23 protein-coding genes are annotated in these 21536 nt (G+C 67.4%); 10 read left to right on the forward strand and 13 right to left on the reverse strand.

The window, feature by feature from the left end:
- The first annotated feature begins 19 nt into the window (after nucleotides 1-19).
- Nucleotides 20-988, forward strand: a complete 969-nt coding sequence (locus tag C489_RS00520) for an AAA family ATPase (RefSeq protein ID WP_006429118.1) — start codon at nucleotides 20-22, stop codon at nucleotides 986-988.
- Here C489_RS00520 and C489_RS00525 read toward each other — a convergent pair.
- The 5 genes from C489_RS00525 to C489_RS00545 are packed head-to-tail and all read right to left on the reverse strand — an operon-like array spanning nucleotide 974 to nucleotide 7104.
- The gene (locus C489_RS00525; protein WP_006429119.1) at nucleotides 974-2353 is read right to left on the reverse strand and encodes a hypothetical protein; all 1380 of its coding nucleotides are present in this window, start codon (nucleotides 2351-2353) and stop codon (nucleotides 974-976) included. The two genes, C489_RS00520 and C489_RS00525, sit on opposite strands and share 15 nt — an antisense overlap.
- A complete protein-coding gene (locus C489_RS00530) occupies nucleotides 2350-3705 on the reverse strand; it encodes a DUF58 domain-containing protein (RefSeq protein WP_006429120.1) in 1356 nt (451 codons plus the stop codon). The genes C489_RS00525 and C489_RS00530 overlap by 4 nt, the downstream gene beginning before the upstream one ends.
- Nucleotides 3702-4358: a DUF7269 family protein gene (locus C489_RS00535; RefSeq protein ID WP_049890471.1), complete on the reverse strand. Its 657-nt coding sequence runs from the start codon at nucleotides 4356-4358 to the stop codon at nucleotides 3702-3704. The genes C489_RS00530 and C489_RS00535 overlap by 4 nt, the downstream gene beginning before the upstream one ends.
- Nucleotides 4355-6019 (reverse strand): DUF4129 domain-containing protein, encoded by a 1665-nt coding sequence (locus tag C489_RS00540; protein WP_006429122.1) that lies wholly within the window; start codon nucleotides 6017-6019, stop codon nucleotides 4355-4357. Before C489_RS00540 ends, C489_RS00535 begins: the two co-directional genes overlap by 4 nt.
- The gene (locus C489_RS00545) at nucleotides 6016-7104 is read right to left on the reverse strand and encodes a M48 family metalloprotease (RefSeq protein ID WP_006429123.1); all 1089 of its coding nucleotides are present in this window, start codon (nucleotides 7102-7104) and stop codon (nucleotides 6016-6018) included. The genes C489_RS00540 and C489_RS00545 overlap by 4 nt, the downstream gene beginning before the upstream one ends.
- A gap of 235 nt (nucleotides 7105-7339) precedes the next feature.
- Between C489_RS00545 and C489_RS00550 the strand changes: the two genes are divergently transcribed.
- The 3 genes from C489_RS00550 (at nucleotide 7340) to C489_RS00560 (ending at nucleotide 10018) form a co-directional block, all read left to right on the forward strand.
- On the forward strand, nucleotides 7340-7942 hold the full coding sequence (locus C489_RS00550) for an NfeD family protein (RefSeq protein ID WP_006429124.1): 603 nt from the start codon (nucleotides 7340-7342) through the stop codon (nucleotides 7940-7942).
- Nucleotides 7943-8014: 72 nt separating this feature from the next.
- Nucleotides 8015-9193, forward strand: a complete 1179-nt coding sequence (locus C489_RS00555; RefSeq protein WP_006429125.1) for an SPFH domain-containing protein — start codon at nucleotides 8015-8017, stop codon at nucleotides 9191-9193.
- Nucleotides 9194-9400: 207 nt separating this feature from the next.
- Entirely contained in the window at nucleotides 9401-10018 is a 618-nt protein-coding gene (locus tag C489_RS00560) for a winged helix-turn-helix transcriptional regulator (protein WP_006429126.1), read from the forward strand.
- Nucleotides 10019-10070: 52 nt separating this feature from the next.
- Here the strand turns inward: C489_RS00560 and C489_RS00565 are convergent, their stop codons facing one another.
- The 3 genes from C489_RS00565 to yjjX form a co-directional block, all read right to left on the reverse strand.
- The gene (locus C489_RS00565) at nucleotides 10071-10730 is read right to left on the reverse strand and encodes an HAD family hydrolase (protein ID WP_006429127.1); all 660 of its coding nucleotides are present in this window, start codon (nucleotides 10728-10730) and stop codon (nucleotides 10071-10073) included.
- Nucleotides 10731-10839: 109 nt separating this feature from the next.
- Entirely contained in the window at nucleotides 10840-11061 is a 222-nt protein-coding gene (locus C489_RS00570; protein WP_006429128.1) for a DUF7123 family protein, read from the reverse strand.
- 253 nt (nucleotides 11062-11314) lie between these two features.
- Complete coding sequence (gene yjjX, locus C489_RS00575; RefSeq protein WP_006429129.1) at nucleotides 11315-11839, reverse strand: inosine/xanthosine triphosphatase; 525 nt, start codon at nucleotides 11837-11839, stop codon at nucleotides 11315-11317.
- Nucleotides 11840-12067: 228 nt separating this feature from the next.
- Between yjjX and C489_RS00580 the strand changes: the two genes are divergently transcribed.
- The 3 genes from C489_RS00580 (at nucleotide 12068) to C489_RS00590 (ending at nucleotide 14299) form a co-directional block, all read left to right on the forward strand.
- A complete protein-coding gene (locus C489_RS00580; protein ID WP_006429130.1) occupies nucleotides 12068-13051 on the forward strand; it encodes a transcription initiation factor IIB in 984 nt (327 codons plus the stop codon).
- A gap of 76 nt (nucleotides 13052-13127) precedes the next feature.
- Nucleotides 13128-13802 (forward strand): type I 3-dehydroquinate dehydratase, encoded by a 675-nt coding sequence (locus C489_RS00585; RefSeq protein WP_006429131.1) that lies wholly within the window; start codon nucleotides 13128-13130, stop codon nucleotides 13800-13802.
- Between the two features lie 59 nt (nucleotides 13803-13861).
- Nucleotides 13862-14299: a zinc ribbon domain-containing protein gene (locus C489_RS00590; RefSeq protein ID WP_006429132.1), complete on the forward strand. Its 438-nt coding sequence runs from the start codon at nucleotides 13862-13864 to the stop codon at nucleotides 14297-14299.
- A 54-nt stretch (nucleotides 14300-14353) separates the two neighbouring features.
- On the opposite strand, the gene C489_RS00595 is transcribed toward C489_RS00590, so the two are convergent.
- Entirely contained in the window at nucleotides 14354-15556 is a 1203-nt protein-coding gene (locus tag C489_RS00595; RefSeq protein WP_006429133.1) for a 3-dehydroquinate synthase II, read from the reverse strand.
- 234 nt (nucleotides 15557-15790) lie between these two features.
- Between C489_RS00595 and C489_RS00600 the strand changes: the two genes are divergently transcribed.
- A complete protein-coding gene (locus tag C489_RS00600; protein ID WP_006429134.1) occupies nucleotides 15791-16372 on the forward strand; it encodes a hypothetical protein in 582 nt (193 codons plus the stop codon).
- Nucleotides 16373-16427: 55 nt separating this feature from the next.
- On the opposite strand, the gene C489_RS00605 is transcribed toward C489_RS00600, so the two are convergent.
- Nucleotides 16428-17294, reverse strand: coding sequence for an HFX_2341 family transcriptional regulator domain-containing protein (locus tag C489_RS00605; RefSeq protein ID WP_049890473.1), 867 nt, complete (start codon nucleotides 17292-17294; stop codon nucleotides 16428-16430).
- A 332-nt stretch (nucleotides 17295-17626) separates the two neighbouring features.
- Between C489_RS00605 and C489_RS00610 the strand changes: the two genes are divergently transcribed.
- Entirely contained in the window at nucleotides 17627-18301 is a 675-nt protein-coding gene (locus C489_RS00610; protein ID WP_006429136.1) for an HAD family hydrolase, read from the forward strand.
- Between the two features lie 38 nt (nucleotides 18302-18339).
- Here C489_RS00610 and C489_RS00615 read toward each other — a convergent pair whose 3' ends face one another.
- Nucleotides 18340-18879, reverse strand: a complete 540-nt coding sequence (locus C489_RS00615; protein ID WP_006429137.1) for a hypothetical protein — start codon at nucleotides 18877-18879, stop codon at nucleotides 18340-18342.
- A gap of 69 nt (nucleotides 18880-18948) precedes the next feature.
- Nucleotides 18949-19521, reverse strand: a complete 573-nt coding sequence (locus C489_RS00620) for a SprT family zinc-dependent metalloprotease (protein WP_006429138.1) — start codon at nucleotides 19519-19521, stop codon at nucleotides 18949-18951.
- A gap of 183 nt (nucleotides 19522-19704) precedes the next feature.
- Between C489_RS00620 and C489_RS00625 the strand changes: the two genes are divergently transcribed.
- Nucleotides 19705-20664 (forward strand): cation diffusion facilitator family transporter, encoded by a 960-nt coding sequence (locus tag C489_RS00625; RefSeq protein ID WP_006429139.1) that lies wholly within the window; start codon nucleotides 19705-19707, stop codon nucleotides 20662-20664.
- Nucleotides 20665-20724: 60 nt separating this feature from the next.
- Here C489_RS00625 and C489_RS00630 read toward each other — a convergent pair whose 3' ends face one another.
- On the reverse strand, nucleotides 20725-21519 hold the full coding sequence (locus C489_RS00630) for a 2-amino-3,7-dideoxy-D-threo-hept-6-ulosonate synthase (protein WP_006429140.1): 795 nt from the start codon (nucleotides 21517-21519) through the stop codon (nucleotides 20725-20727).
- Nucleotides 21520-21536 lie beyond the last annotated feature (17 nt).

The following is a 21536-nucleotide window of genomic DNA, read 5'->3' on the forward strand; positions in this document are numbered from 1 at the left end:
CGTAGGGACGGGTATCGGTATGTCAGTCCCCGACGCCGCGGCGACGGCGGGAGCCGTCGTCGACGAGATTCTCTCCGCAGTCGTCGCCGATCGAACCGTCCTCGAGGAGGTCACCGCCGGAGTGCTCGCCCGCGGTCACGTGTTACTCGAGGACGTGCCCGGAACGGGCAAGACGCTCACCGCGCGGTCGTTCGCGACCGCGCTCGGGCTGGAGTTCTCCCGGATCCAGTTCACGCCGGACCTGATGCCCGCCGACATCACCGGCTCGTACGTCTTCGAGGAGGAGACCGGCGAGTTCCACTTCACGCCCGGCCCGGTGTTCGCGAACGTAGTTCTCGCGGACGAGATCAACCGCGCGCCGCCGAAGACCCAGTCCGCGCTGCTCGAGGCGATGGGCGAAGGACAGGTGACCGTCGACGGCGAGACCCACGACCTTCCCGAGCCGTTCGTCGTCATCGCGACGCAGAATCCCGTCGAACAGGAGGGAACCTTCGAACTGCCCGAGGCCCAGCGCGATCGCTTCATGATCAAGACCTCGCTGGGGTATCCTGACGCCGACGGAACGCGGGAACTGATCGACCGCCGGGCCGACCGCGACCGTCCGGACCCGACCGTCGACCCGGTCGTCGACCGCGAGCGGGTGCTCGACCTCCAGCGCGTACCCGAGGAAATTACCGTCGAAGACTCCGTCCGCGACTACATCGGTGACGTCTGCCGAGCGACCCGGACCGACGGCCGCGTCGACGTCGGCGTCTCGCCCCGCGGCGTCCAGCGACTGTTCGAGGTGAGCCGGGCTCGAGCTGCCCTCGAGGGCCGCGAGTACGTCGTTCCCGAGGACATCACACGGATCGCTGGGCCGGCGCTCGCTCATCGCCTCGTGTTGACCCCCGAAGCGAGCGTCGACGGCGTCTCCCGGCGCGCGGTCATCGACGCCGTGCTCGAGGAGTGTCCAGTGCCGGCGATGGAGCCCCCCTCAGCGGACCAGTAACCACGTTCCGCCGCCGACCGCGACCAGAGCACCGATCACGCCCGCCGTCGCCGGCACCGACAGCGCGGGCGCGAGGACCGCCGCTCCGGCCAGCCCGAGGGCCGCGACGAGGACGCCGGCACCCGCCATCGCCCCGCTCCAGCCGAGCCGCACGAGCTGTGGCCGACGGGACGCCTCGTGGCCGATCTCGCTCGCCAGTGTCCGCCCGTAGCGGCCGACATCGTACGCGAACAGCGCGGCTGCGATCGGCACGAACGTCGCCACACCGACCCGGACCGTCTCGAGGTCGAGCAGCACGGTATCGACAGTGCCACCGGCAATGGCTCCGCCCGCCGCGAGTGATCCGGCGAGGACGGTACTGGGCGTGGGGGCGTCGCCTCGCAACACCGCACCTTGGTAGAGCCACGCCGCCAGCCAGCCGGCACCGAGGACGATCGCCAGCGCGCCGAAGGCCACGGCCACGACGTTCGTCTCAACGCTGCCGAGAGACCAGACACCGGCGAACGCGAGACCCACGCCCGAGACCGCGCCGACGATGATCGCGACGGCCCCGTTCCGTCGTCCGTCCGTCTGGAGCCACGTGGCGCGGATGGCCGTCGCCGAGACGGCGACGACGGCGGCGACGACGGTCACGGCCGCGATCGATCCGCGAACGACAACGCTGCCGGCGATCACATCGACGAGCCACTCGAGGGGCGGGACGAACACGGAGAGCACCGTTAGTACCGCCAGCACGACGATCGCGAGGACGGTCGCGACACCCGCGGCTCTCGTGAGCGCGTTTCGCGTCCTGTCGTAGGTATCGCGTCTCGAGGGAACGGTAAACGCCGCCGGCGGGACGAGAAAGAGGGCGGCCGCGATCGCGACGACGGCGGCGACGAGCGCGAGGAACAGTCCGGACGGCCCGTCGCCGGTGAGCAACGGGACCGCGGCGAGCGCCGGTCCGACGCCGCCAAGCGTATCGATCCAGACGGCGACCAGTGCCGCGCCGCCGGCGACGACCGCCGAACAGAGCGCGGCCGCGCCCGCCCGTAGGAGCGCGATCGGCGTCGGCTCACCGGCGAGGACGCCACCCGCTGCGAGTCCAAGGACCACGCCGACGAGCGCCGAGAGAGCCGCTATCGGCGCTCCCGCGGGACCGATGACGGCGACCCCGCCGAGGACGACGATCGGAAGCAGCGCTGACGCGACCGCGACGCGGTGGTACGAACCCGCGGACAACCCCACCGTCGCCGAGAGACCGATCCCGACGAGGACGCCGCCGGCGACGAGCGGTTCCGCGAGGGCGAGCGCCAGCGCACTGATACCGGCGGCCAACGCGATCGCTCGCCCCGTCGTCGCCGGGAGTCGACTATCGGAAGTCATCGCCTCCCTCCCTTCCTGATCGCGTTGCGAAGTAAGACCCCGAGCGACTGCTCGCGGTCCCAGTCGATGACGCGAGCGCCCGTCGCGCGGGCTCGAGCGAGCCGTGTCTCCCGGTCGAGCGATTCCAGCCGCGTCGCGATATCGTCAGCGGCCGTCGTGACATCGGGCGAGATCACGCGGACCGCGTACCCCCGCGCCCGGAGCCGCTCGACGAGGTCGACCGGCTCGTCGTCCACGAACGAGGAGAACAGGTACACCTGCGCCTCGCCGGGCAGCGCCCGGGGGAGGTCCGCGACGGGATCGTCCGTTCGCGTCCGATCGCTCGACCGGTAGCCGAGGAAATCGGCCTCCCGGACCCCCTCGAGTAGCTGCGACGCCTCCCGCCTCGTGGCGGGGTCGGTTCCCGGGGCGACGGTCGTCAGCCGCTGCTCGTGAAACCCGACGACCCCGGTCGGATGGCCCGCGGCCACCAGCGCCTCGAGCGCCTGTTCGGCGGCCTCGGCCGAGCGCTCGATCGCGGGCGGGCGTGCAGTCGTCGCCGCACGGAACTGGCTCGGCCGAGCATCGACGACGCAGACGATCCGCGTCGCCCGTTCGGCGCGGTACTCGATGGTCGCCAGCTCCCGGCTCCCGGCGTAGCGCCGCCAGTCGATCGACCGGACCGGATCGCCCGGCTCGTACTCGCGGACGGCGTAGAACTCGAGGCCGCTGCCGCCCTCGTCGGTCGGCACCTCGCCCGCGTAGTCGTTCGCCCCGTCGCCGAGCGACACCGACTCGACGACCGGCGAACAGCGGACCGCGTCGTCGCCGCCAGCGCCCGCACGCCACGTTTCGGCCACCGTTCCCGTGAGATCGCGCGTTCGGACCGTGACGTCGTCGAACGCGTGCTCGCCCCGCCGGGGTTCGAGTTCGTACTCGAGGGTCGTCTCCTCGAGCGGCTCGAGGGTCTCACACGCACGCGGGGAGCCGGAAACGACCGGCAACGTGTCGGGGACGCCGTCGACGACGCGCAGGTCGACGATCGTGTCCGAGCCGGCGTTTTGGACGGTCGTCCGCACGGTGACGGTCTCACCGGGGTCGGCGGACACTGTCGCGGAACCAGAGTTCGTGCTCTCGTCGGCGTCGTCGATGGGCCCGCCGCTCGCGCCGTCGCGAACCGAGATACGGCGGTTGACACGCACCATGGACGGCTGATTCGTCCCGAACGCAGCCGCGGCGACGTACCACAGCGGGAGCGTCGCGGCGGCGACGAGGAGTTGGCTGCCGGCGGCGATGCCGAGTCCCGCGAGTGCGAGCGTCGCGGCGATGGCCCACTCGTCGCCCGCGAGTCGCTCGACGGTCCGATCGCTCATCGATCCACCTCCGCGTCGACGGCTTCGATCGCCGCGAGCGTGCGACGGACGCGGCGCTGGTACGCCGCGCCGGGGTCGACCGCGGCCCGCAGCCGTTCGCCGAGCGGTTGTCGCCCACCGTCGGCGAGGAACGCGGCAGCGACGGGGTCGTCGGTCCACGTCCCCGAGCGGACGGCCTCGCGAGCCGCGTCGGCCGCGAGCCCGCGTTTCGTGACGACGACGCGAACCGCACCCTCGACGAGCCGTCTGCGAACGTCCCTCGCCGACTCGTTCGTTCGACAGCGGTACTGGCCCTGCGCGGCGGCGGTGATGGTCCGTTGTGTCTCGCGGCCGACTGCAGTCTCCGCGCGATTGACGCCCGATTCGGGCGGCACACCCTCGAGCAGTGGGGACTCGCTCGAGCGGTCGCGGGTCCACAGCCACCAGCACACACCCGCCACGATCGTGACTCCGAGCGCCGGAAACAGCACTGCGAGCGGATACAGCAGGACGATGAGGGTTCGGGCGGACGGGACGAAGCCGCCGAGTAGCACCGCCCCGATCGCGAGGACGACACCGGCACCGACCACGGCCGTCACGACTCGCTCGAGATCGATGGCAGGGAGCCGGACTAGCGGATCTCGCCGCGGTCCGGAAGACGAACGCGAACTCATTCCGACCCCTCCTCGTCCGACTCGTGGGTAAGCAGGTCCTGCACCGCGGCCCGCGCCGCCGCCGCTCGCTCCGAAGACGGCTCGCGGCCGCCGTACTCGATGTCGCGAACGATCTCGACGAGGCGGCTCACGCGGTCGGCGGGGAACCCGGCGGCGAGCGCGTCGTGAGCCACCGCTCCGGGGGTCGCCGTCTCGCGGTCCGCTATCTCGAGGCGGTCGAGGAACGCGTGCCACGCCGCTCGGACCTCCGCGCGCGGCCCGCGAGGGGTCAGCGGTTCGGCCGCGAGACCGGGTCTCCCCGCGTCGTCAGCCTCGGAATCGCCCGGCTCGTCGGCGTCCTCGTCGTCCGCAGTCGGTCCGAGAAGCCCCGCGAGCAGCGACCGATCGCTGTCGGCCGACGATCGACCGAGCGAGCCCAGCGATCCGAGCGACGGGAGAGAGCCGAACGCGCGGCCGACCGACGGGAGGACCGCTCCGAACGAGGGGAATCCGAGCCCCGGGCCACCGAACTCGAGGCGAGGCATCGAAACGGTCGGGAGCGATATCGATGGCAGGCTGTAGCCGCCGATAGCGCCGAAGAGACGGCTGAGTGCGGCCCCAAGGCCCCCGAGTACGTCCGCGAGCGCGACGAACAGCGCTGCCGCCGCGTTTCCGCGCCGCCGCTCACTGGTGGCGACCAGTCGGAAGTAGGTCACAACGCCGCCGATACAGAATCCTGGGACGAGCACGACGACCGCCGCCAGCCGCAGGTAGAGGTTTCCGACGGTCACCGTTGCGGTCTCCGCACCGACCTCGGCCGTCACGGTCGCCCCGTCATCGATCGGCAGCCAGAGCCGCGCCCGCCCGTTTTCGCCGGTCGTCGCCGTCCCGCCGCTCTCGAGGGAGACCGTCGCGTTCGGGACGCCGTCCCCGTCGGCCGACACCTGGACGGGAGCGGGCGAGCCGGGGAACAGAACCGGCGAGACGAACTCGACCGTCGGTTCGGCCACCTCGACGGTCCGATTGCCAGCGATCGGGTCGCGTTCGACGCGGAGGTCGACCGGGCCGGTCGTCTCCGGGAGCGTCACGGTGGCCTCCCCGTCATCGTCGGTCGTCGTGACGGCCGTCCCATCGCGGAAGACCGTCGCGTTGGGCACCGCCGTCGAGCCGACCGACGCCGAGATCTCGAGGTCGCGAGCCGGAGCCGCCCCGCCGTGGGTCTCGAGCGTCGCAGCCGTCCGGACGTCGAACGTCCGCGATTGATTCTCCTCGGGGATCGAGACGGTCATCTCCTCGGCGTACGGGACGATGATGGTGGCCCTGCCGAATTCGTCTCCCTCCGTGACGTTCTCGCCGTTGACTGCGATGGTTGTCGTGCTGAAATGGCTGGGATGGTCGGTCTGGACCGTCACGTTGCTTCCCGGTTCGATTTCGCCGTCGATCTCGATCTCTCTCGTCTCCGATTCGTCGTCGCTCTCGCTGTCACGCTCGCTCGTGTCGTCGGGCGACTCCGTGACGAACTCGGGTGTATTTCCCATCGATTCCCAGTCGCCGGCGATGGGCTCTCCGTCGCTCCCCCCGGGCCCGTCGAGTCGCGGGTCCGCCGCGGGCAGCGCGCTCGCGACGACGAACAGACAGCACAGACAGCCGACGACGAGCAGGAGCCGCCGTGCCCCCGTCACGATTCCACCTCCAGTTCGGCCGCCATTTCGGCCAACCGTCGCACGCGGAGCTCGACCGGCGGGTGAGTCTCGGCCGAGTCGGCATCGACGGGTCCCGAGGGCGTGGTAGCCTCGAGCCACGACGTTACGTTCGCACGCCGGTTTGTCTCGTCTCCCGGCCGCCGGATCTCGGGCAGCGACGTCGTCTCGTCGCCAGTTACGGGATCGGTCGGGATGATACACAACGCTCTTATTTTGGCCGTTCGGAGGTCCGTCTCCGGCGTTCCGGTCGTCTCGGCGAGGGTCACCAGCGCGCTCGCGAGCGCCATCGGCGTCCCGGTGATCCGGGCGGCCGCGGCGTCGGCGGCGAACTCTCGCGACTGTGACAGCGTTCGGGTCGCCCAGTCGGCGATCGTCGGAAACACCCAGAAGATCGGCGCGACGAAGACGGAGGTGAGCACGACCAAGGGGAGAAACCAGTACAACGCGATCCGCCCGCCGTCCGATAGCTCGCCGGGATCGGAAAGTGCACGGCGCGCGAGCAGCGCCGCGTGGTAGGCCCGGTCGGCGATTTCGAGGAACAGCGTCGTGATCGTCATCAGCGTCACGTCCCGGTTGGCGACGTGGGCGATCTCGTGGGCGAGGACCGCCTCGAGTTCGTCGGCGTCGAGGGCCTCGACCAGTCCCGTCGTGACGACGATCGTCGCGTCGGTGAGCCGGCCGACGGTGTAACAGCTTGCCGCCTCGGCGGCGACGACGCGAACGTCCGGCTCCGGAACGTCGGCGGTCATCGCCAGCCGTCGGACCGTTCGCGCGACGGCGTGGTCCGCGTCGCCGGCGTCGCCGCGCGTTCCCGAGAGTACGCGCCGATAGCCGTAATACGTCTGCGCCGCGAGGAAGCCGCCGATCAGCACCAGTGCCGTCGTCCACGAGACCGGCAATCGGAGGGGGTCGAACTCGACGGCTCCGTACTGGAGGTAGACGATCGTCCCGCCGACGACTCCCGGGAGCAGGACGCCGTACGTCCACAACAGCGCGAGCACGAACGCGGCAGTAACCGAGACGAACACACCGAGGACTGCACAGATCCGCAAGCGAAGATTCATGGAGGGCGCTTGCTCGAATTCCCGGCTCCGAGACCAAAAATTTTCCCCGAACGTTCAGGGTAGGTGTCGTCTCCCGCGACCGACCGCCGCGGTGCCCACAGTCGATATGTAGCCACCCCCTTCGGATATTGGGGGCGCTCGAGCCGTCCGTGCCACGATTTCACTGCGATTGCCCGCCGAACTCCTGCGTGGTACTTGACAAACATTTACTTCGCACGGGATGCTAGCGCTAAGTATGGTCGAATCCCTCGTGGGGAACGTGCCGCTTCTGCTCTTGGTGGTGGGTCTCGTACTGATGGTACTCGAGGCCACCTCGCCGGGTGCCCACCTCATCGTCATCGGGATCGCGCTGGTCGGCGCGGGGTTGATCGGCGTGCTCTTTCCGAGCCCGCTTAGTCCGATCATTCTGGCGGGGTTGACCCTCATGATCGGGCTCGCAGCGGCGTATGTCTACAACCGGTTCGACTTCTACGGCGGCAAAGGGACGGCTCGAACCACGGACTCGGACTCGCTGTCCGGCGCGACGGGTTACGTCACCGACACGGTCACGAACCGCAGCGGCGAGGTCAAACTCGAGGAAGGCGGGTTCGCCCCCTACTACAGCGCGCGAACCACCAGCGGCACGATCGAGGAAGGCGAGGAGGTCATCGTCATCGATCCCGGTGGCGGAAACGTGCTCACGGTCGAATCCCTCGACGCGGTCGGTGAGGACGAGATCGACCGCGCGCTGGCACGAGACGCCCAACAGGGCGAGCAAGAGGAGCAAGAACCCGCGGACGGCGGCGACGGATCGCCGACCGACGCCGAACCGGAGACCGAAACGGAGCGCTCGAGTTGACCCGTGAGGCCGGCTCGCAAATGTTGGAGAAATAAGGGAACGCTTTTCTCCCCACCGCCGTAAGGCCGAAATATGGTGCTACAACTGTTCCCGATGCAAACCGCCGGCGCAGCCGTGTTGCTCGTCGGTGCCCTCGTCCTCGTTCTCGTCGTCGCCGCGCTGCTAAGCGCGATCGAGATCGTCGACGCCTACGAGAAGCGAGCCCTCACCGTCTTCGGCGAGTACCGCAAACTGCTCGAGCCGGGGATCAACTTCGTCCCGCCCTTCGTCTCGAACACGTACGCGTTCGATATGCGTACCCAGACCCTGGACGTGCCCCGGCAGGAAGCGATCACCCGCGACAACTCGCCGGTGACCGCCGACGCCGTCGTCTACATCAAGGTGATGGACGCCAAGAAGGCGTTCCTGCAGGTCGACGACTACAAGAAGGCCGTCTCGAACCTCGCCCAGACCACCCTGCGTGCCGTACTGGGCGACATGGAACTGGACGACACGCTGAACAAGCGCCAAGAGATCAACGCCCGCATCCGCGAGGAACTCGACGAACCCACCGACGAGTGGGGTATTCGAGTGGAGTCGGTCGAGGTCCGCGAGGTCAACCCCTCGAAGGACGTCCAGCGCGCGATGGAGCAACAGACCTCCGCCGAGCGGAAACGCCGCGCCATGATCCTCGAGGCCCAAGGTGAACGCCGCAGCGCCGTCGAGAAGGCCGAAGGTGACAAGCAGAGCGAGATCATCCGCGCTCAGGGTGAGAAACAGAGCCAGATCCTCGAAGCGCAGGGTGACTCGATCTCGACCGTGTTGCGCGCCCGCTCCGCCGAATCGATGGGCGAACGCGCGATCATCGACAAGGGAATGGAGACGCTCGGCGACATCGGGCAGGGCGAGTCGACGACGTTCGTCATGCCCCAAGAACTCACCTCGCTCGTCGGCCGCTACGGCAAGCACCTCTCGGGCAGCGACGTCGAGGGGAACGGTACCGACCTCGAGAGCCGCGAGTTCGACGACGAGACCCGCGAACTGATCGGGTTAGACGACATCGCCGAGATCATCGGCGAGATCGATCAGGAAGCCGATATGGACGTCGAAGCGATGGAACAGGAGGCCCAAGCCATCAAGGAAGGCAAGGATCCCGCGGATATCTCGGATCCGGACGAGGTCATCGAGGAGATGGACCAGGACTTCCAGGGCCAGACCGACGGCGGCACCGAGATGCCGGCCGACGAGGACGAGTCGTCCTCGAGCGACTGATCGTCTCCGTTCCGTTCGATCGCGGTCGATCCGTCTCAGGTGCCGTCGATTCGCGTTCTTTCTCTCTGTCTCTCGCTCGCAACCGTCTGCGTACCGTTCGCGCTCATCGCTCGGAGCAACGTATTGAGCTCCTAACTGGTAATACTCGGTGAACAAAGCGGAGCGAAACCTGTTTTACGTGTCACGCCGTTGTGGACGGTAGTAGGTATGACAGCACCCGATGGGGTCGACGACGAGAAACGAGCGACCCTGCGCCGATTCGCCGCCCTCGGTGCCGCCTCCCCGCTGGTCGGACGCTCCGATTCAGCGGCGGCTGACACGGGTGAAAGCGACGCGCGCGACGCCATCGCGGGCTATCTCTCCACGACGCCCGGCGCGCACTTCTCGAAGATCCGCGACGACTTGCAACTCGGGACCGGCGAAACCCAACACCACCTCCGCCGGCTCGAGGAACTCGAGGCCATCGAACGCTATCGCGACGGCGACTACAAGCGGTTCGTCACGGCCGGCCGGTTCGACGAATTCGAAAAACGCGCGCTCGGCTACCTCCGCCGGGAGACCCCACGAGGGATGCTGATCGAACTGCTCTTGAACTCGGACGCCACCGCCGGCGACCTCGCGACGGCGCTTGAGGTTTCCCCGCCGACGGTGAGCAAGTACGCCGGCGAACTCGAGGAGGCCGGGCTGCTCTCCCGTGACGACGGCTACGCCGTCGAACGACCCGAGACGGTGCTGGTACTGGTCGTCGGTCACGCGGACTCCTTCGGCGACCGCGCGCGGACGCTCGCTCGAGACGCGGATCAGTTCCTCGAGTATCAGCCCTGACTGTCTGGGGTACAGAACTGTTACTCGGCGGTAAGACCTCCTTACCGCGATATTATGACGACCCGTCCGACTCGAGCAGCGACGCGAGTTCGGTCAGCGACGCGAGGTCGTGGGTCGCATCGACCGACTGCTCGCGGTTGTGGGGCCGCCGGAGGAACGCGGTCTCGAGACCGGCCGCGTGCCCGGCGGTCACGTCTGTAACCGAATCGCCGACGTAGATCCCGCTCGTAACGTCGAGGGCCTCGAATGCCTCTTCGATGTAGGAGGGGTCGGGTTTGCGCCGCTCGTAGCCCTTGACCGTCGGGTCCCGGCCGCGGACGACATCGAACTCGAACCCGTAGTAGTCGGCGACGAACTCGGCGGTCTCGTGGCGGTTGTTGGTGACGAGTCCGATCGCCGTTCGCTCGCCGAGCTCGTGAATCGCGTCGATATCGTCGTAGGTGCCGCGCTCGCCCGACCGAAGCCGGTCGTGGGTGCCGCTCGAGGCGTGTGTCTCTTTCTGTTTCCAGAACTGTGCGAGATCGATCTCGAGATCCCGGCAGTGTCTCCGAATCCGTTCGTGGTCGTGCTCCCTGAAATCGCGGCGCTGCGACGGCGTCGGGTCGACCCCGAGGTCGTCGAGGGCTGCGTCGGCGGCGTCGGCGTACACCTGCGGGTGCGTCCGCGGCCCCTCGAGGATGACGCCGTCCATATCGAACAGTACTGCCGTCATGCCCCGATATTGAGGGCTCGCGATAGAAGAGCGTTCGCGTCGCTATCAGCGGCGGTTCGTTACGATCGGTAAACCGAGAGCAGAAACGGACCGCGCGACTGCAGCCGACTTACGCGTCGACTTTCCAGGTGGTACTCGAGGAATACCCCCACTTCTCGATCTCGACGTCGTAGTCGCCCTCTTGAAGTGCGGTGATGTTCGAGCCGACCTCTTTCGCCGTCATACCGAGCTCCTTGCCGATGAGGCGGGATTTGAAGTACGTCTTCGTCGCCGCATTGTTTCGGAGGTACTCCAGAATCCGCTGTTGTTTGCTCGTGAGGTCGGGGGCCATTGCAGTGCTCATACACGAACGGATGACAGGAACACCCTTAGGGGGTTTGGTACGTGCGGTTAACCCGCTCCAGTCGTGCGGTTTCCCCGGGGCGTAATGAGATACTAACCGGGCGGAAAGGTTTCGTTGGTACGTGCGGTTAATATATACTGCCCGCTGACTGTCGTTTGTTCGTGATGGTTTCCGGCCGACGGGATCCGATCGGAATTTCGATTGCCACAATGTGAGCGGGGCCCGTCACAGCGGCCGAGAGTCACGTATCGATGTCGTAATACCCTGTTACGAACGGTCCGAACGAAGCCGCAACCGCCTCGCCCAGCGCTTGTGTCCTGCTCGTCAAGCCGTCGGTGAGCGCGCCCGCGGCTCCCTCGGCCTCGGCGACGTTCTCGGTGCCGAGCAGGTCGTCCATGACCGGTCCCAGCTCCGCGCCGTCCGCGACCCGTTCGGCAACCCGGTCGGGAAGGCGAAGCGTCGGCCCGCCGCCGCGCTCGAGTCGATCGCCGTCGGTGACGGCTCCCCACATGATCAGGGAGAGCTTCGGTGTCGCCCCGAGCCGAACGACCCCGCCCTCGAGGCCGACGCCGTAGTCTGCCTCGGTCGCCGCGAGTGCGCGCCGGGCGCGGTTCTCGGCACCGGAAACCGTCTCCTCGAGCGATCGCGGCTGTTCGCTCACCCCGGAGTCGACGTCGACGGCGGTTACGGTCGGTTCGTACCGCTCGAGCGTGCGTTCGACCGCGTCGATCTTGACCGGGTTCGTGCTGCCGACTGCGAGTTCCATACCGGGCGTCCGCACGGAGCGGAGTTGGCACCTCCGATTCCGCCTGCGGCGGTCGTCTTCTCTGCTTCAATGTTTCTATTTATCATGCTCGTTCGCCCGAATTACCCGTTTTCGAGGGATATGGGGGAGCGATTTCGAAACCATTAAACCTCGAGTCTCTGAACGTGAGAGGTAACGGATCCGTCCGGGCTTTTGCAATCGGTTCGGCCGGGCAGCAATCGCCATCGTATGACTAACGCACCATCGAACACGAGAGTACGACGTAGCGAACCCGAAACGAACGAACAGGAGACCGAGAGCGAGGAGCAGCAGGATCTGGTCTGCCCTGAGTGTGCCGGCAACCTCGTCGTCGACGACGAGCACGGCGAGACCGTCTGTGAGGACTGCGGACTGGTCGTCGAGGAAGACTCCGTCGACCGCGGTCCCGAGTGGCGAGCCTTCGACGCCGCCGAGAAAAACGAGAAGTCCCGCGTGGGTGCACCCACGACGAACACGATGCACGACAAGGGGCTCTCGACGAACATCGACTGGCGAAACAAGGACGCCTACGGCAACTCCCTGGGCTCGCGCCAGCGCGAGAAGATGCAGCGCCTGCGCAAGTGGAACGAGCGCTTCCGCACCCGCGACTCCAAGGAGCGCAACCTGAAACAGGCGCTGGGCGAGATCGACCGGATGGCGAGCGCGCTCGGCCTCCCGACGAACGTCCGCGAGACCGCGTCGGTCATCTACCGCCGCGCGCTCGACGAGGACCTGCTGCCGGGCCGCTCCATCGAGGGCGTCTCGACGGCCTGTGTCTACGCCGCCGCCCGACAGGCCGGCGTCCCCCGGAGCCTCGACGAGATCGCCGACGTCTCCCGCGTCGAGAAAAACGAGATCGCGCGCACCTACCGCTACGTGGTCCGCGAACTGGGCCTCGAGGTCCAGCCGGCCGACCCCGAGAGCTACGTCCCCCGCTTCGCCTCGGGACTCGAACTCTCCGACGAGGCCGAACACCGCGCGCGGAGCCTGCTCCAGAACGCCAAGGAAAAGGGCGTCCACAGCGGCAAGTCGCCGGTCGGCCTCGCGGCCGCCGCGGTCTACGCCGCGGCGCTCCTGACCAACGAGAAGACCACGCAGGCCGCCGTCTCCGACGTGGCCGACATCTCCGAAGTCACCATCCGAAACCGCTATCACGAACTCCTCGAGGCCGAGGAGACCATCGGGATGGCCTAACGCGGGCGACGCACGCCCACGCCGACACTCGCCGAAACGACACCGTTTTTGTCGCTCTCGCTCCCACTCCATAGCAATGGGACTGGATTTCGACTCGTTCGTCCTCGCAGCCGCGACGGCGAATCTCTCCGACGAACCCGCAGCCCGCGAGCACGCGGACGCGATCGAATTTCGGATGGACCTGGCCGACGAACCCCTGGCCGCGCTCGAGGACTACGACGGCGAGTTACCGATTTTGGCGACGAACCGCGCCGAGTGGGAAGGCGGGGAAGCGACCGACGAGGGACGACTCGAGGCGCTCGCCGAGGCGACTGCATTCGATGCCGTCGATGCGATCGACGTCGAACTCGAGTCGATCCTCGAGGGTGAAGCCGAGGAGTTGCTCGAGACGGCCCGCGAGCGCGGCGTTTCGATCGTCGCGTCAGCCCACGATTTCGAGGGAACGCCGCCCCGCAAAGAGATGGTCCGGACGCTGACAGAGGCCGGCAAGTACGCCGACGTGGCGAAGCTGGCGGTGACTGCGGAGTCGAAGGTGGACACGCTCGCGTTACTCTCTGCGACCGAGCAGCTGACCTCACACGGCGATACCGTGGCGACGATGGCGATGGGCGAAGTGGGGAGTCACACTCGAGCGGTAGCTCCTGTGTACGGGTCGAAAATTGGCTACGCCCCCGTGGATCCTGCGGATGCGACTGCGCCGGGGCAGTACGACCTCGAGACGCTCGCCGATCTGGTCGCACGACTCGCGTGAGCTGAAAACAACGAGAATCGGAATGTTAAGGGCAGGGGCTCCCTACCATCCCACATACAATGACATGGCTCCGTGCGCTTCTCGCCGCCGGCCTCTCCGTGATCATGCCCGGCGCGGGTCACGTTCTCATTCGGGACTGGCTGCGCGCCGCCGCGTTCGCGGGACTTTTCGTGTCGGCGAGCGCCCTCTTTCTTCCGATCGACCAGCTGACGGCCGCCGGGCCGGTAACGAGCGTCGACGATATTACCGTGTACGCGGACATCATGGCCGCGGAGACCGACGCGATAGCGCAGTTCCTCCTCTCGTTTATCGCGCTGTTCGCCGCGATCGATTCGACGTTTCGCGCGCTCGGCCACTCCTCGGTCGGGGCCGACGCCACGGAGGGGCCGACCTGTCCCGAGTGTGGCAAAGAAATCGATGCGGATCTCGAGTTCTGTCACTGGTGTACGACCCGCCTCGAGCCCGTCGATCCCGAGGCGGAGACGAACGATCTCTGAAGCGAGCGACGGAGACGACTGTGGTGGACGACTGAGTCGACCGATCGAAACCCGTTACTTCTCGATGATGCTTTCTTCGACCGGCTCGCCGAAGTGGCGGGCCGTGTTCTCGGCGTACAGGAGGATCTCGTCGCCGGCCTCGAGGTCCGTGACGGCCTTCCGGCCCGCTTCGGCGGCGACCTTGATCGTCTCGGCGTTCTGGAGTAGCGTCTCGACGCGGTCGCCGTCCTCGGTCTCGAGCGCGACGCGGAACATCGGCCGCTGCTCGATCTTGACCCGACCGACGATGGCTTCGCGGGTGTTGCCGTCGGTGTCGACGACCTGGACCTCGTCGCCGCTCTGGAGCTCCGAGAGGTACTTCGTGCCGCCGTCGGGCGTTCGGACGTAGGCGTGGACCGCGCCTGCGTTGACCCGGAACGGCCGCGAGGCGACGTAGGGCGATTCTGCGGTTTCGGCGTGGACGAAGACCAGTCCGCGGCTCATCGATCCGACGAGCATCCCCTCGTCGTGCTCGAGCAGACTGCCCGTATCGATGCAGACTCGGTCCGCGCTGCCCGCCCGTTCGACCTCGAGCACTTCGGCGTACTCGAGGTCGAGGCGTTCGCGTGCGGCCTGATCGCGCATTTCGACGGTCTTGCGAATCTCGTCGGGGTCCCCGGAGTCGAGCAGGACGGCGTCGGACCCGATCTCGAGGGTCTCGAAGGCCGTTTTGGCCTCCTCGGCGCTGGTGACGCCCGCGACGAGGTCGGTCTCGTCGCCGATGCGGGCGATCAGGTTCTCGAGGGGGATGATCGTCCAGTCCTCGCCGACGACGATCGTGTGGTCGGCTTCCTCGGCGGCGGTCTCAGCGAAGCGCTCGTACTCCTTGCCGAGGATGCGGACGTACGCGCCGCGTTCGAAGTCGCCGTTCCGGCGCAGCGTCGAGAGGTCCGCCGACCCCGAGAAGTCCTCGGGCAGGTCGATGGTGGCGTCGCCTTCGCCGTCTTTCCCGACGACGATCGCGTCCGCCTGCGAGGCCGGTTCCGTGTCGCTTGCGCCGTCGGCCTCGGCGTCGTCGATGTCGTCGACCAGCGTCACGTCCCCGTCGGTCCGGAACGCGGCGACGTTGATATCGCCCAGTTCCCGGACGCGGGACACGTCGTCCTCGTCGACCAGTACCCAGTCTGCACCCGCCTCGAGCGCGGCGGTGATCCGCTCCCGGCGGTCGTCCCAGTCGCCGACGGTGTCGTCGGCTTTTACCCAGACAGCTCGCGTCATAAATCGACCCTCGGAGGGAACCGGCTTGAACGTGGCGAATCGAGCAGGAACGTCAGACAGCTCGAGCAATACCGGACTATCGGCCGTCTCGCCGAATCAGGTCTCTGAGTCCCATACCGTCGTAACTGACAGAACTGTACAGATACCGACGATAGTGTCGAAAGTAACGATAGTAACAATAGTTCGAATACCTTCTCAGAAGTTGATAATACCCGTCCGGACGAACGGGTTGATATGGGTCAGCGCCACCTCGATGAGACCGAACTGACGATCGACTGCGCCGCCCGCCGTCTCGAGGTGGAACCCGCGGCCGAGATTGCTCGCGCGGCGTTCGACCACGCGGGCGAGCTGGCTGCCCTCGAGTACGGCCGACCCGCGGCCGTGCTGGGTGCCGTCCGGCTCGCGTGTCGGCGCACGGACGTCACCGAACCCGCCCTCGGACGGCTCGAGGACGCGTTCGATGTCGATCCGGATCGAGTCGTCGCGGCCGACCGGGTGCTGGCGGAGCACCTGATGTCACCCGCCGACGACGCCGAGATCCGCTCGCTGCGCCAGACACTCATCGTGGCACGAGAAGTGCTGGCCGCGGTCGAGCGCGGCCGCGGCGCTGGCCCCGAACTCCCGGGCTCGCACCTCGCTGACGCCGCGCCCTTCCTGCTCGCGCGGGCAAGCAGCCACCTCGATTCCCGCACCGACCGCGAGTTTCGGGGGCTCGAGCCGGCGGCGCTTCGCGACCATATCGAGCGCCTCGAGGCAGACCTCGAGCTGGCTCGACTGGGTACGGACCTGTACGCGCGGGTCTCCGACGAGGAGTGACTGCTGTCGCCCCACCGCTGACGTCCACCCCTCCACCGATGCCACCGCCCCAATCCTATCGCAGCTCGTCGGCCTCGTCCATGAGCTTGTGTCGGAACGCCCGGTAGGCGTTTTCGCCCCGTTCGGTCAGTTCGACGACGCGCCGGCGGCCGACCGACTCGATCGTCACGTAGCCGTCCTCGGAAAGCGGCTCGAGGACGTGGGTGTCGAGGACCCGAAACGCGCCCTTGTCCTCGCCGGAGCGGTCGTCTGGCGACCGTCGATCGGCCATGAAGGCGAGTTCCTGCTCTCGAGCGTACTCGATGAGGTCCTTCTTTTTCGGCGGTGCCGTCCGGTCGTCGTGAAAGCCGTCCCACGCGGCCGGATCGGCGAGAAACTCCATGATGGCGACCTGCTCGCGCGTCGGCGACTCAATGGGGTAGGTCGGTACCTCCTCCATCTCGTCGAGGCCGAACGAGATGGGTTCGGTCGTCCCGTCGTGGGCGTACTCCGACGGCTCGACGTAGTAAGCGTGGGCGTCCGTCGAGACGTCCATGCACGCGATGGTCGCGCCGATCGCCGGAATCGTACCGGCCCCCGAAACGTTGACGTACACCTGATCCTCGGCGTGGATATCGGCGATCGTCGTCACGTCGCCGAGGACGGCGTACACGTCCGTCAGATCGCACGCTCTGGTCCGCACCTCGGGGACGATCGACTCGAGTTCCTCACGTAACTCGTCGTGATAGTCGGCGGCCGCGGTTGCGTTTCGCTCGCTGTGGCCGTCTCCCTCCTCAGCTCGTTTCCCGTCCGTCTCCCCACCGCCGGCGCTATCGTCCTCGAGCAGGTAGACCAGATCCGCCCGCTGGGTCCGGATCGGCTCAAGGATCCGATCGAACTCGTAGCCCAGCGGCACGACGTGCACTCGCCTGACGACCTCCATACGACAAGCGGCGTGTCAGCAAAAATAACTGCTGCGGAATCGGGAGCGGCCCCTCGAGCCGATATCCCTCTACCCCGGTCAACCACCGAGTGTCGACCAGCCGGCCAAACCACCGCCGGGCGGGACTGAAAGGGGCGACGTGGCTCGGGGACGGCGGACGACGCAAGCACTGGAGCGAGCGAACGACGTGAGCGAGCGAAGCGCGCAGCGAGTCCGCCGACTCGAGCCTCGTCGGGGCTTTCGGGCTGTTCTCGTTGGTATCGATCGCAACGACGGATACTGCATCGAATCGGCGAAACGTTGAGAACGCCCGCGCTCGTATACCGATCCAGATGGCCGCCTACGACGCGATCTGTTTCGATCTCGATAGCACGCTCTGCGAGCCGACCCAGGACGCCGCGACCCTGCTCGAGTCCGCCTTCGACCGCGCCGGCTGCGAGCAGTTCTGTACGCCCGCGGAGTTGCGGGCCGCCGTGCCCCACCTGCCGACCGCCGAGACCGACCGCGAGTTCTACGAGCACCTCTTTACCGAAGTCGCACAGCGGGCCGGCGCGGCCCCCGATCTCGCGCCGACGCTCGCGTCCGAATACCTCGCGGTACAGGACCCGACCGCCGTCAGATTCCGACCCGGCGCGAAAGCGGCGCTCGAGCACGCTCGCGGCCGAAGTCGGGTCGGACTCATCACGAACGGCGGCCGGAAAACGCAGACGCAGAAACTCCGGGCGCTGGGCATCGCGGACGCCTTCGACGTGCAGGTGTTTACCGAGCCGAGCGCGGGCATCCTGCCGAAGCCGAACGCGGCCCCCTTCGAGCGCGCGCTCGCCGAACTCGAGGTCGCGCCGGATGCGGCGATCCATATCGGTGACTCCCTCCACGCCGATATCGCGGGGGCCAATGCGATGGGGATCGATTCGGCGTGGCTCGATACCGGGCGCGACGACGGGCCGAGCGAGCACGTGCCGACCTACGAACTCGCGTCGCTCGAGGCGTTCGAGACGATCGTCTGAGCCGGCTCGAGACGTTGATCACGACTGCGACGCCCGTTCTACTTGTCGGGCAGCAGATCCGTGTGTACCACGGCGCGATACTGGGTGTCGGTCCCCTCCTTGAGTCGCTTGAGTAGGGCTGCCGCGTTCGGAAAGTTCTCCGGGAGTTCGAACGCGTCGGCCTCGTCCTCGTCGCGCTGTTTGCAGAGTTTGACGAACGCCACCAGCGCCTCGTCGGTGTTCGGCCGCGCGTAGACGACGCCGATATCCCGCTTGAGGGTGTCGCGCCACGACTCGATCACCGGTTCCACCGCGTGTCGCGGCTGCTGCATCCGCTCGGCGAGTTCGTCCGTATCGATATCGGGGCCGCTCTCGCCAGTCAGGCCCTCGAAGGCCGCATCCAGATCGGCGGCTTCGGCCTCGAGTGCCGGCGCGTCGGCTTCGGCCTCGAGCAATTCGGCGAACGCCTCGACCTCTTCGCGACGGACTGCGACGGGGTAGACGAAGTCGTGTGTGTCCTTGGGCAGGGTGTAGGACTTCGCCGCGACGCCCTGCTCGCCGGGACCGGAATTGCCCAGCATCAGATCGAGTATTCCCATGTCCGAAACAGGTATCGTGAGGCGAATAAGTGTTCCGCGCTCGACTCGATTCGGTCGCGCTCGATGGCTCTACCACTCCTCGCCGAGTGCCGACTTCGCGCCACCGTAGCCACTCGCGGTCGTCCACGTCCGGCCGCTCGCCACGTGCTCGACCTCGTAGGACCCGCCACAGCCCCCACACCGGTACTGGTCCGGCGACTTCACCGGTTTCGACGCGCGGTGGCGCTTCGCCCGCCAGTCGCAGTCGGCCGCGAGACACCGGAGGACGTACCGCGGCCGCGCGAACGCCTCGCAGTAGCGCGGGGCCTCGAGGGCCGCGGCCCGCTCGCGAAACCGATCACCATGGCCGGATTCCCCGAACTGCTGGAACTCCCACGCGTGGACGAGTTCGTGGCGGACGATCCCCGCAAAATCTGGCCAGTCGTACCGTTCGTAGGCCCGCCGCGCGAGCACGATCGTCGCCACCTCGCGGTCGGCGTGCCAGCGACAGAGACCCGCGCGACGGCGCGCCCGTGCCGACACGTCCCACTCGAGGGCTCCGAGATCGACCGCCAGTTCGGACTCGTCGATTACCTCCCGGGCGTGAATCCGCGCTCGGGCGACGATTTCGTCCGCGAGTGTCAGTTCCTCCCCGTCGCTCACGGCCTCGAGGACGAAGCGGGTCGCCGAAATGCTTCCGGTCGACCCTACCGAGGAGGAGCACAAACTGCGACGGCCCACCGCGGTCTTGCTAGTCTATCCGCAAATAATTGCTAAGGTTAGCATAGAAACCGTCGTCTCATAGCAGCCGGTTTAATAAGTCGGGCCCACTGCGTTCGATCTACGATGAGTCGCAACGAGTCGGCACACGCCCACGACGACTCACACGCTCACGACGATCACGGCCACAGCCACGGGCACGGCCACGGCGGGGCGTCGACGAGCAGCCGCAAGCTCGCCGCCGTCTCGCTGATCAACGTCGTCGGCTTCGTCGTCGAACTCGCGGGCGGGCTGGCGTTCGGATCGGTCGCGCTCATCAGCGATGCGGTCCACATGCTGTTCGACGCGCTCGCGTACGTGATGGCCTTCGCCGCCGCCCACGTCGCCGAACGCTACGGCGAGGACGAACGCTGGTCGTACGGCCTCCACCGCCTCGAGCCCTTCGCCGCCTTCCTCAACGGCATGTTGCTCCTCCCGATGGTCGGGTTCATCCTCTGGGAGTCCTACCAGCGGTTCCTCGAGCCCGTTGCCATCGGGGCCGGGCCGACGATCGCCATCGCGGTGGGCGGCCTGCTGGTCAACCTCGGCTCGGTCTACGTGCTCCACGGCGACGCGATGAGCCTCAACGAGAAGGGGGCGTTCTATCACCTGCTCGGCGACGCCGGCGGCTCGGTCGCCGTCATCGTCTCCGTAATCGCCATCGAGGTGACCGGCATCCGCGTGATCGACCCGATCGCCGCGGCGCTGATCGCCGCCGTCGTCACGTGGTCTGCGATCACAGTCCTGCGCGGCAGCGGCGAGATCTTCTTCCTCAAGACGCCGCTCGAGAGCGACGACATTCGGCTGCATCTCACCGAAATCGACGGCGTCGACCGCGTCGACGACTTCCACGCGTGGCAGATCTGCAGCCAGATCACGGTCGCGACGGTCCACGTCGAAACGGACGTCGAGACGATGGTCGAGGCCGACGCGGTCGTCGGTCGCGTCCACGACGAACTCGCCGGCCACGGCGTCGATCACGCCACCGTCGAGCTCTCCCCGCGCTACGCCGATCGCGACGTGCATCTCGACACGCACTGTCACTGACGCCCACCGCTGGAGCCGGTGCTCTCCGGTGGTCGAACGCTGCGAGAGAGAAGTGAAGAGTTAGGCCTCGAGCGCCAGTCCCGCTTCGGCCAGCGCCTCGTCGGTCGAGCGGTCGTCGTGGACGACGGCGGCGACCGCTCGTGCGATGGCCTCGGGGTCCTCGTGCTGGAAGATCGAGCGGCCCATGGAGATCCCGGCACCGCCGGCGTCCATCACGCCGCGGACCATGTCGATCGTCTCGCGGTCGGTGCCCCGCGAGCCGCCGGCGATGACGACCGGCAGCCGGGTCGACTCGACGACGTGCTGGAAGCTCTCGGAGTCGCCGCTGTAGCCGGTCTTGACGATGTCAGCGCCGAGTTCCTCGGCGAGTCGGACCGCGTGACCGAGCGCTTCGGGGTCCGCGGAATCGACGCCGGGGCCGCGGGCGTAGGCCATCGCGAGCACCGGAATGCCAAAGCGCTTCGCCGTTTCGGTGACCTCCGAGAGCTGGCTGATCTGATCTGGTTCGTAGTCCGAGCCGACGTTGATGTGGAAGGAGACGGCGTCGGCACCCGCTCGGATCGCTTCCTCGACGGTGCCGGTCAGCCGCTTGTCCTGCTCGTCGGGGCCGATCGTGGTCGAGCCGTTGAGGTGGACGATGTAGCCCTTGCCGTTCTTGTTCTCGTGGACGCGGGGCGCGATCCCTTTCTGCGTGAGAACCGCGTCCGCACCGCCGGTGGTGACGCCGTCGATGGTCGATTCGATGTCTTTCAGTCCCTGGACGGCACCCATCGTGAGGCCGTGGTCCATGGGGACGATTACGAACGATCCGTCTGTCCCGATTCGCTCGAGTCGTGCGTCGATTCCTGTGGTCATTGCGGGAGTGTAGCAAG

Origin of the sequence: Natrinema versiforme JCM 10478, from assembly GCF_000337195.1 — an archaeon.
Classification (GTDB): Archaea; Halobacteriota; Halobacteria; order Halobacteriales; family Natrialbaceae; genus Natrinema; species Natrinema versiforme.

Bases quoted from the DNA above. Each gene is read 5' to 3' on its own strand.
- C489_RS00520 (WP_006429118.1), top strand. From the start codon at position 20: ATGTCAGTCCCCGACGCCGCGGCGACGGCGGGAGCCGTCGTCGACGAG.
- C489_RS00525 (WP_006429119.1), bottom strand. From the start codon at position 2,353: ATGACTTCCGATAGTCGACTCCCGGCGACGACGGGGCGAGCGATCGCG.
- C489_RS00530 (WP_006429120.1), bottom strand. From the start codon at position 3,705: ATGAGCGATCGGACCGTCGAGCGACTCGCGGGCGACGAGTGGGCCATC.
- C489_RS00535 (WP_049890471.1), bottom strand. From the start codon at position 4,358: ATGAGTTCGCGTTCGTCTTCCGGACCGCGGCGAGATCCGCTAGTCCGG.
- C489_RS00545 (WP_006429123.1), bottom strand. From the start codon at position 7,104: ATGAATCTTCGCTTGCGGATCTGTGCAGTCCTCGGTGTGTTCGTCTCG.
- C489_RS00550 (WP_006429124.1), top strand. From the start codon at position 7,340: ATGGTCGAATCCCTCGTGGGGAACGTGCCGCTTCTGCTCTTGGTGGTG.
- C489_RS00555 (WP_006429125.1), top strand. From the start codon at position 8,015: ATGGTGCTACAACTGTTCCCGATGCAAACCGCCGGCGCAGCCGTGTTG.
- C489_RS00560 (WP_006429126.1), top strand. From the start codon at position 9,401: ATGACAGCACCCGATGGGGTCGACGACGAGAAACGAGCGACCCTGCGC.
- C489_RS00565 (WP_006429127.1), bottom strand. From the start codon at position 10,730: ATGACGGCAGTACTGTTCGATATGGACGGCGTCATCCTCGAGGGGCCG.
- C489_RS00570 (WP_006429128.1), bottom strand. From the start codon at position 11,061: ATGGCCCCCGACCTCACGAGCAAACAACAGCGGATTCTGGAGTACCTC.
- yjjX (WP_006429129.1), bottom strand. From the start codon at position 11,839: ATGGAACTCGCAGTCGGCAGCACGAACCCGGTCAAGATCGACGCGGTC.
- C489_RS00580 (WP_006429130.1), top strand. From the start codon at position 12,068: ATGACTAACGCACCATCGAACACGAGAGTACGACGTAGCGAACCCGAA.
- C489_RS00585 (WP_006429131.1), top strand. From the start codon at position 13,128: ATGGGACTGGATTTCGACTCGTTCGTCCTCGCAGCCGCGACGGCGAAT.
- C489_RS00590 (WP_006429132.1), top strand. From the start codon at position 13,862: ATGACATGGCTCCGTGCGCTTCTCGCCGCCGGCCTCTCCGTGATCATG.
- C489_RS00595 (WP_006429133.1), bottom strand. From the start codon at position 15,556: ATGACGCGAGCTGTCTGGGTAAAAGCCGACGACACCGTCGGCGACTGG.
- C489_RS00600 (WP_006429134.1), top strand. From the start codon at position 15,791: ATGGGTCAGCGCCACCTCGATGAGACCGAACTGACGATCGACTGCGCC.
- C489_RS00605 (WP_049890473.1), bottom strand. From the start codon at position 17,294: ATGGAGGTCGTCAGGCGAGTGCACGTCGTGCCGCTGGGCTACGAGTTC.
- C489_RS00610 (WP_006429136.1), top strand. From the start codon at position 17,627: ATGGCCGCCTACGACGCGATCTGTTTCGATCTCGATAGCACGCTCTGC.
- C489_RS00615 (WP_006429137.1), bottom strand. From the start codon at position 18,879: ATGGGAATACTCGATCTGATGCTGGGCAATTCCGGTCCCGGCGAGCAG.
- C489_RS00625 (WP_006429139.1), top strand. From the start codon at position 19,705: ATGAGTCGCAACGAGTCGGCACACGCCCACGACGACTCACACGCTCAC.
- C489_RS00630 (WP_006429140.1), bottom strand. From the start codon at position 21,519: ATGACCACAGGAATCGACGCACGACTCGAGCGAATCGGGACAGACGGA.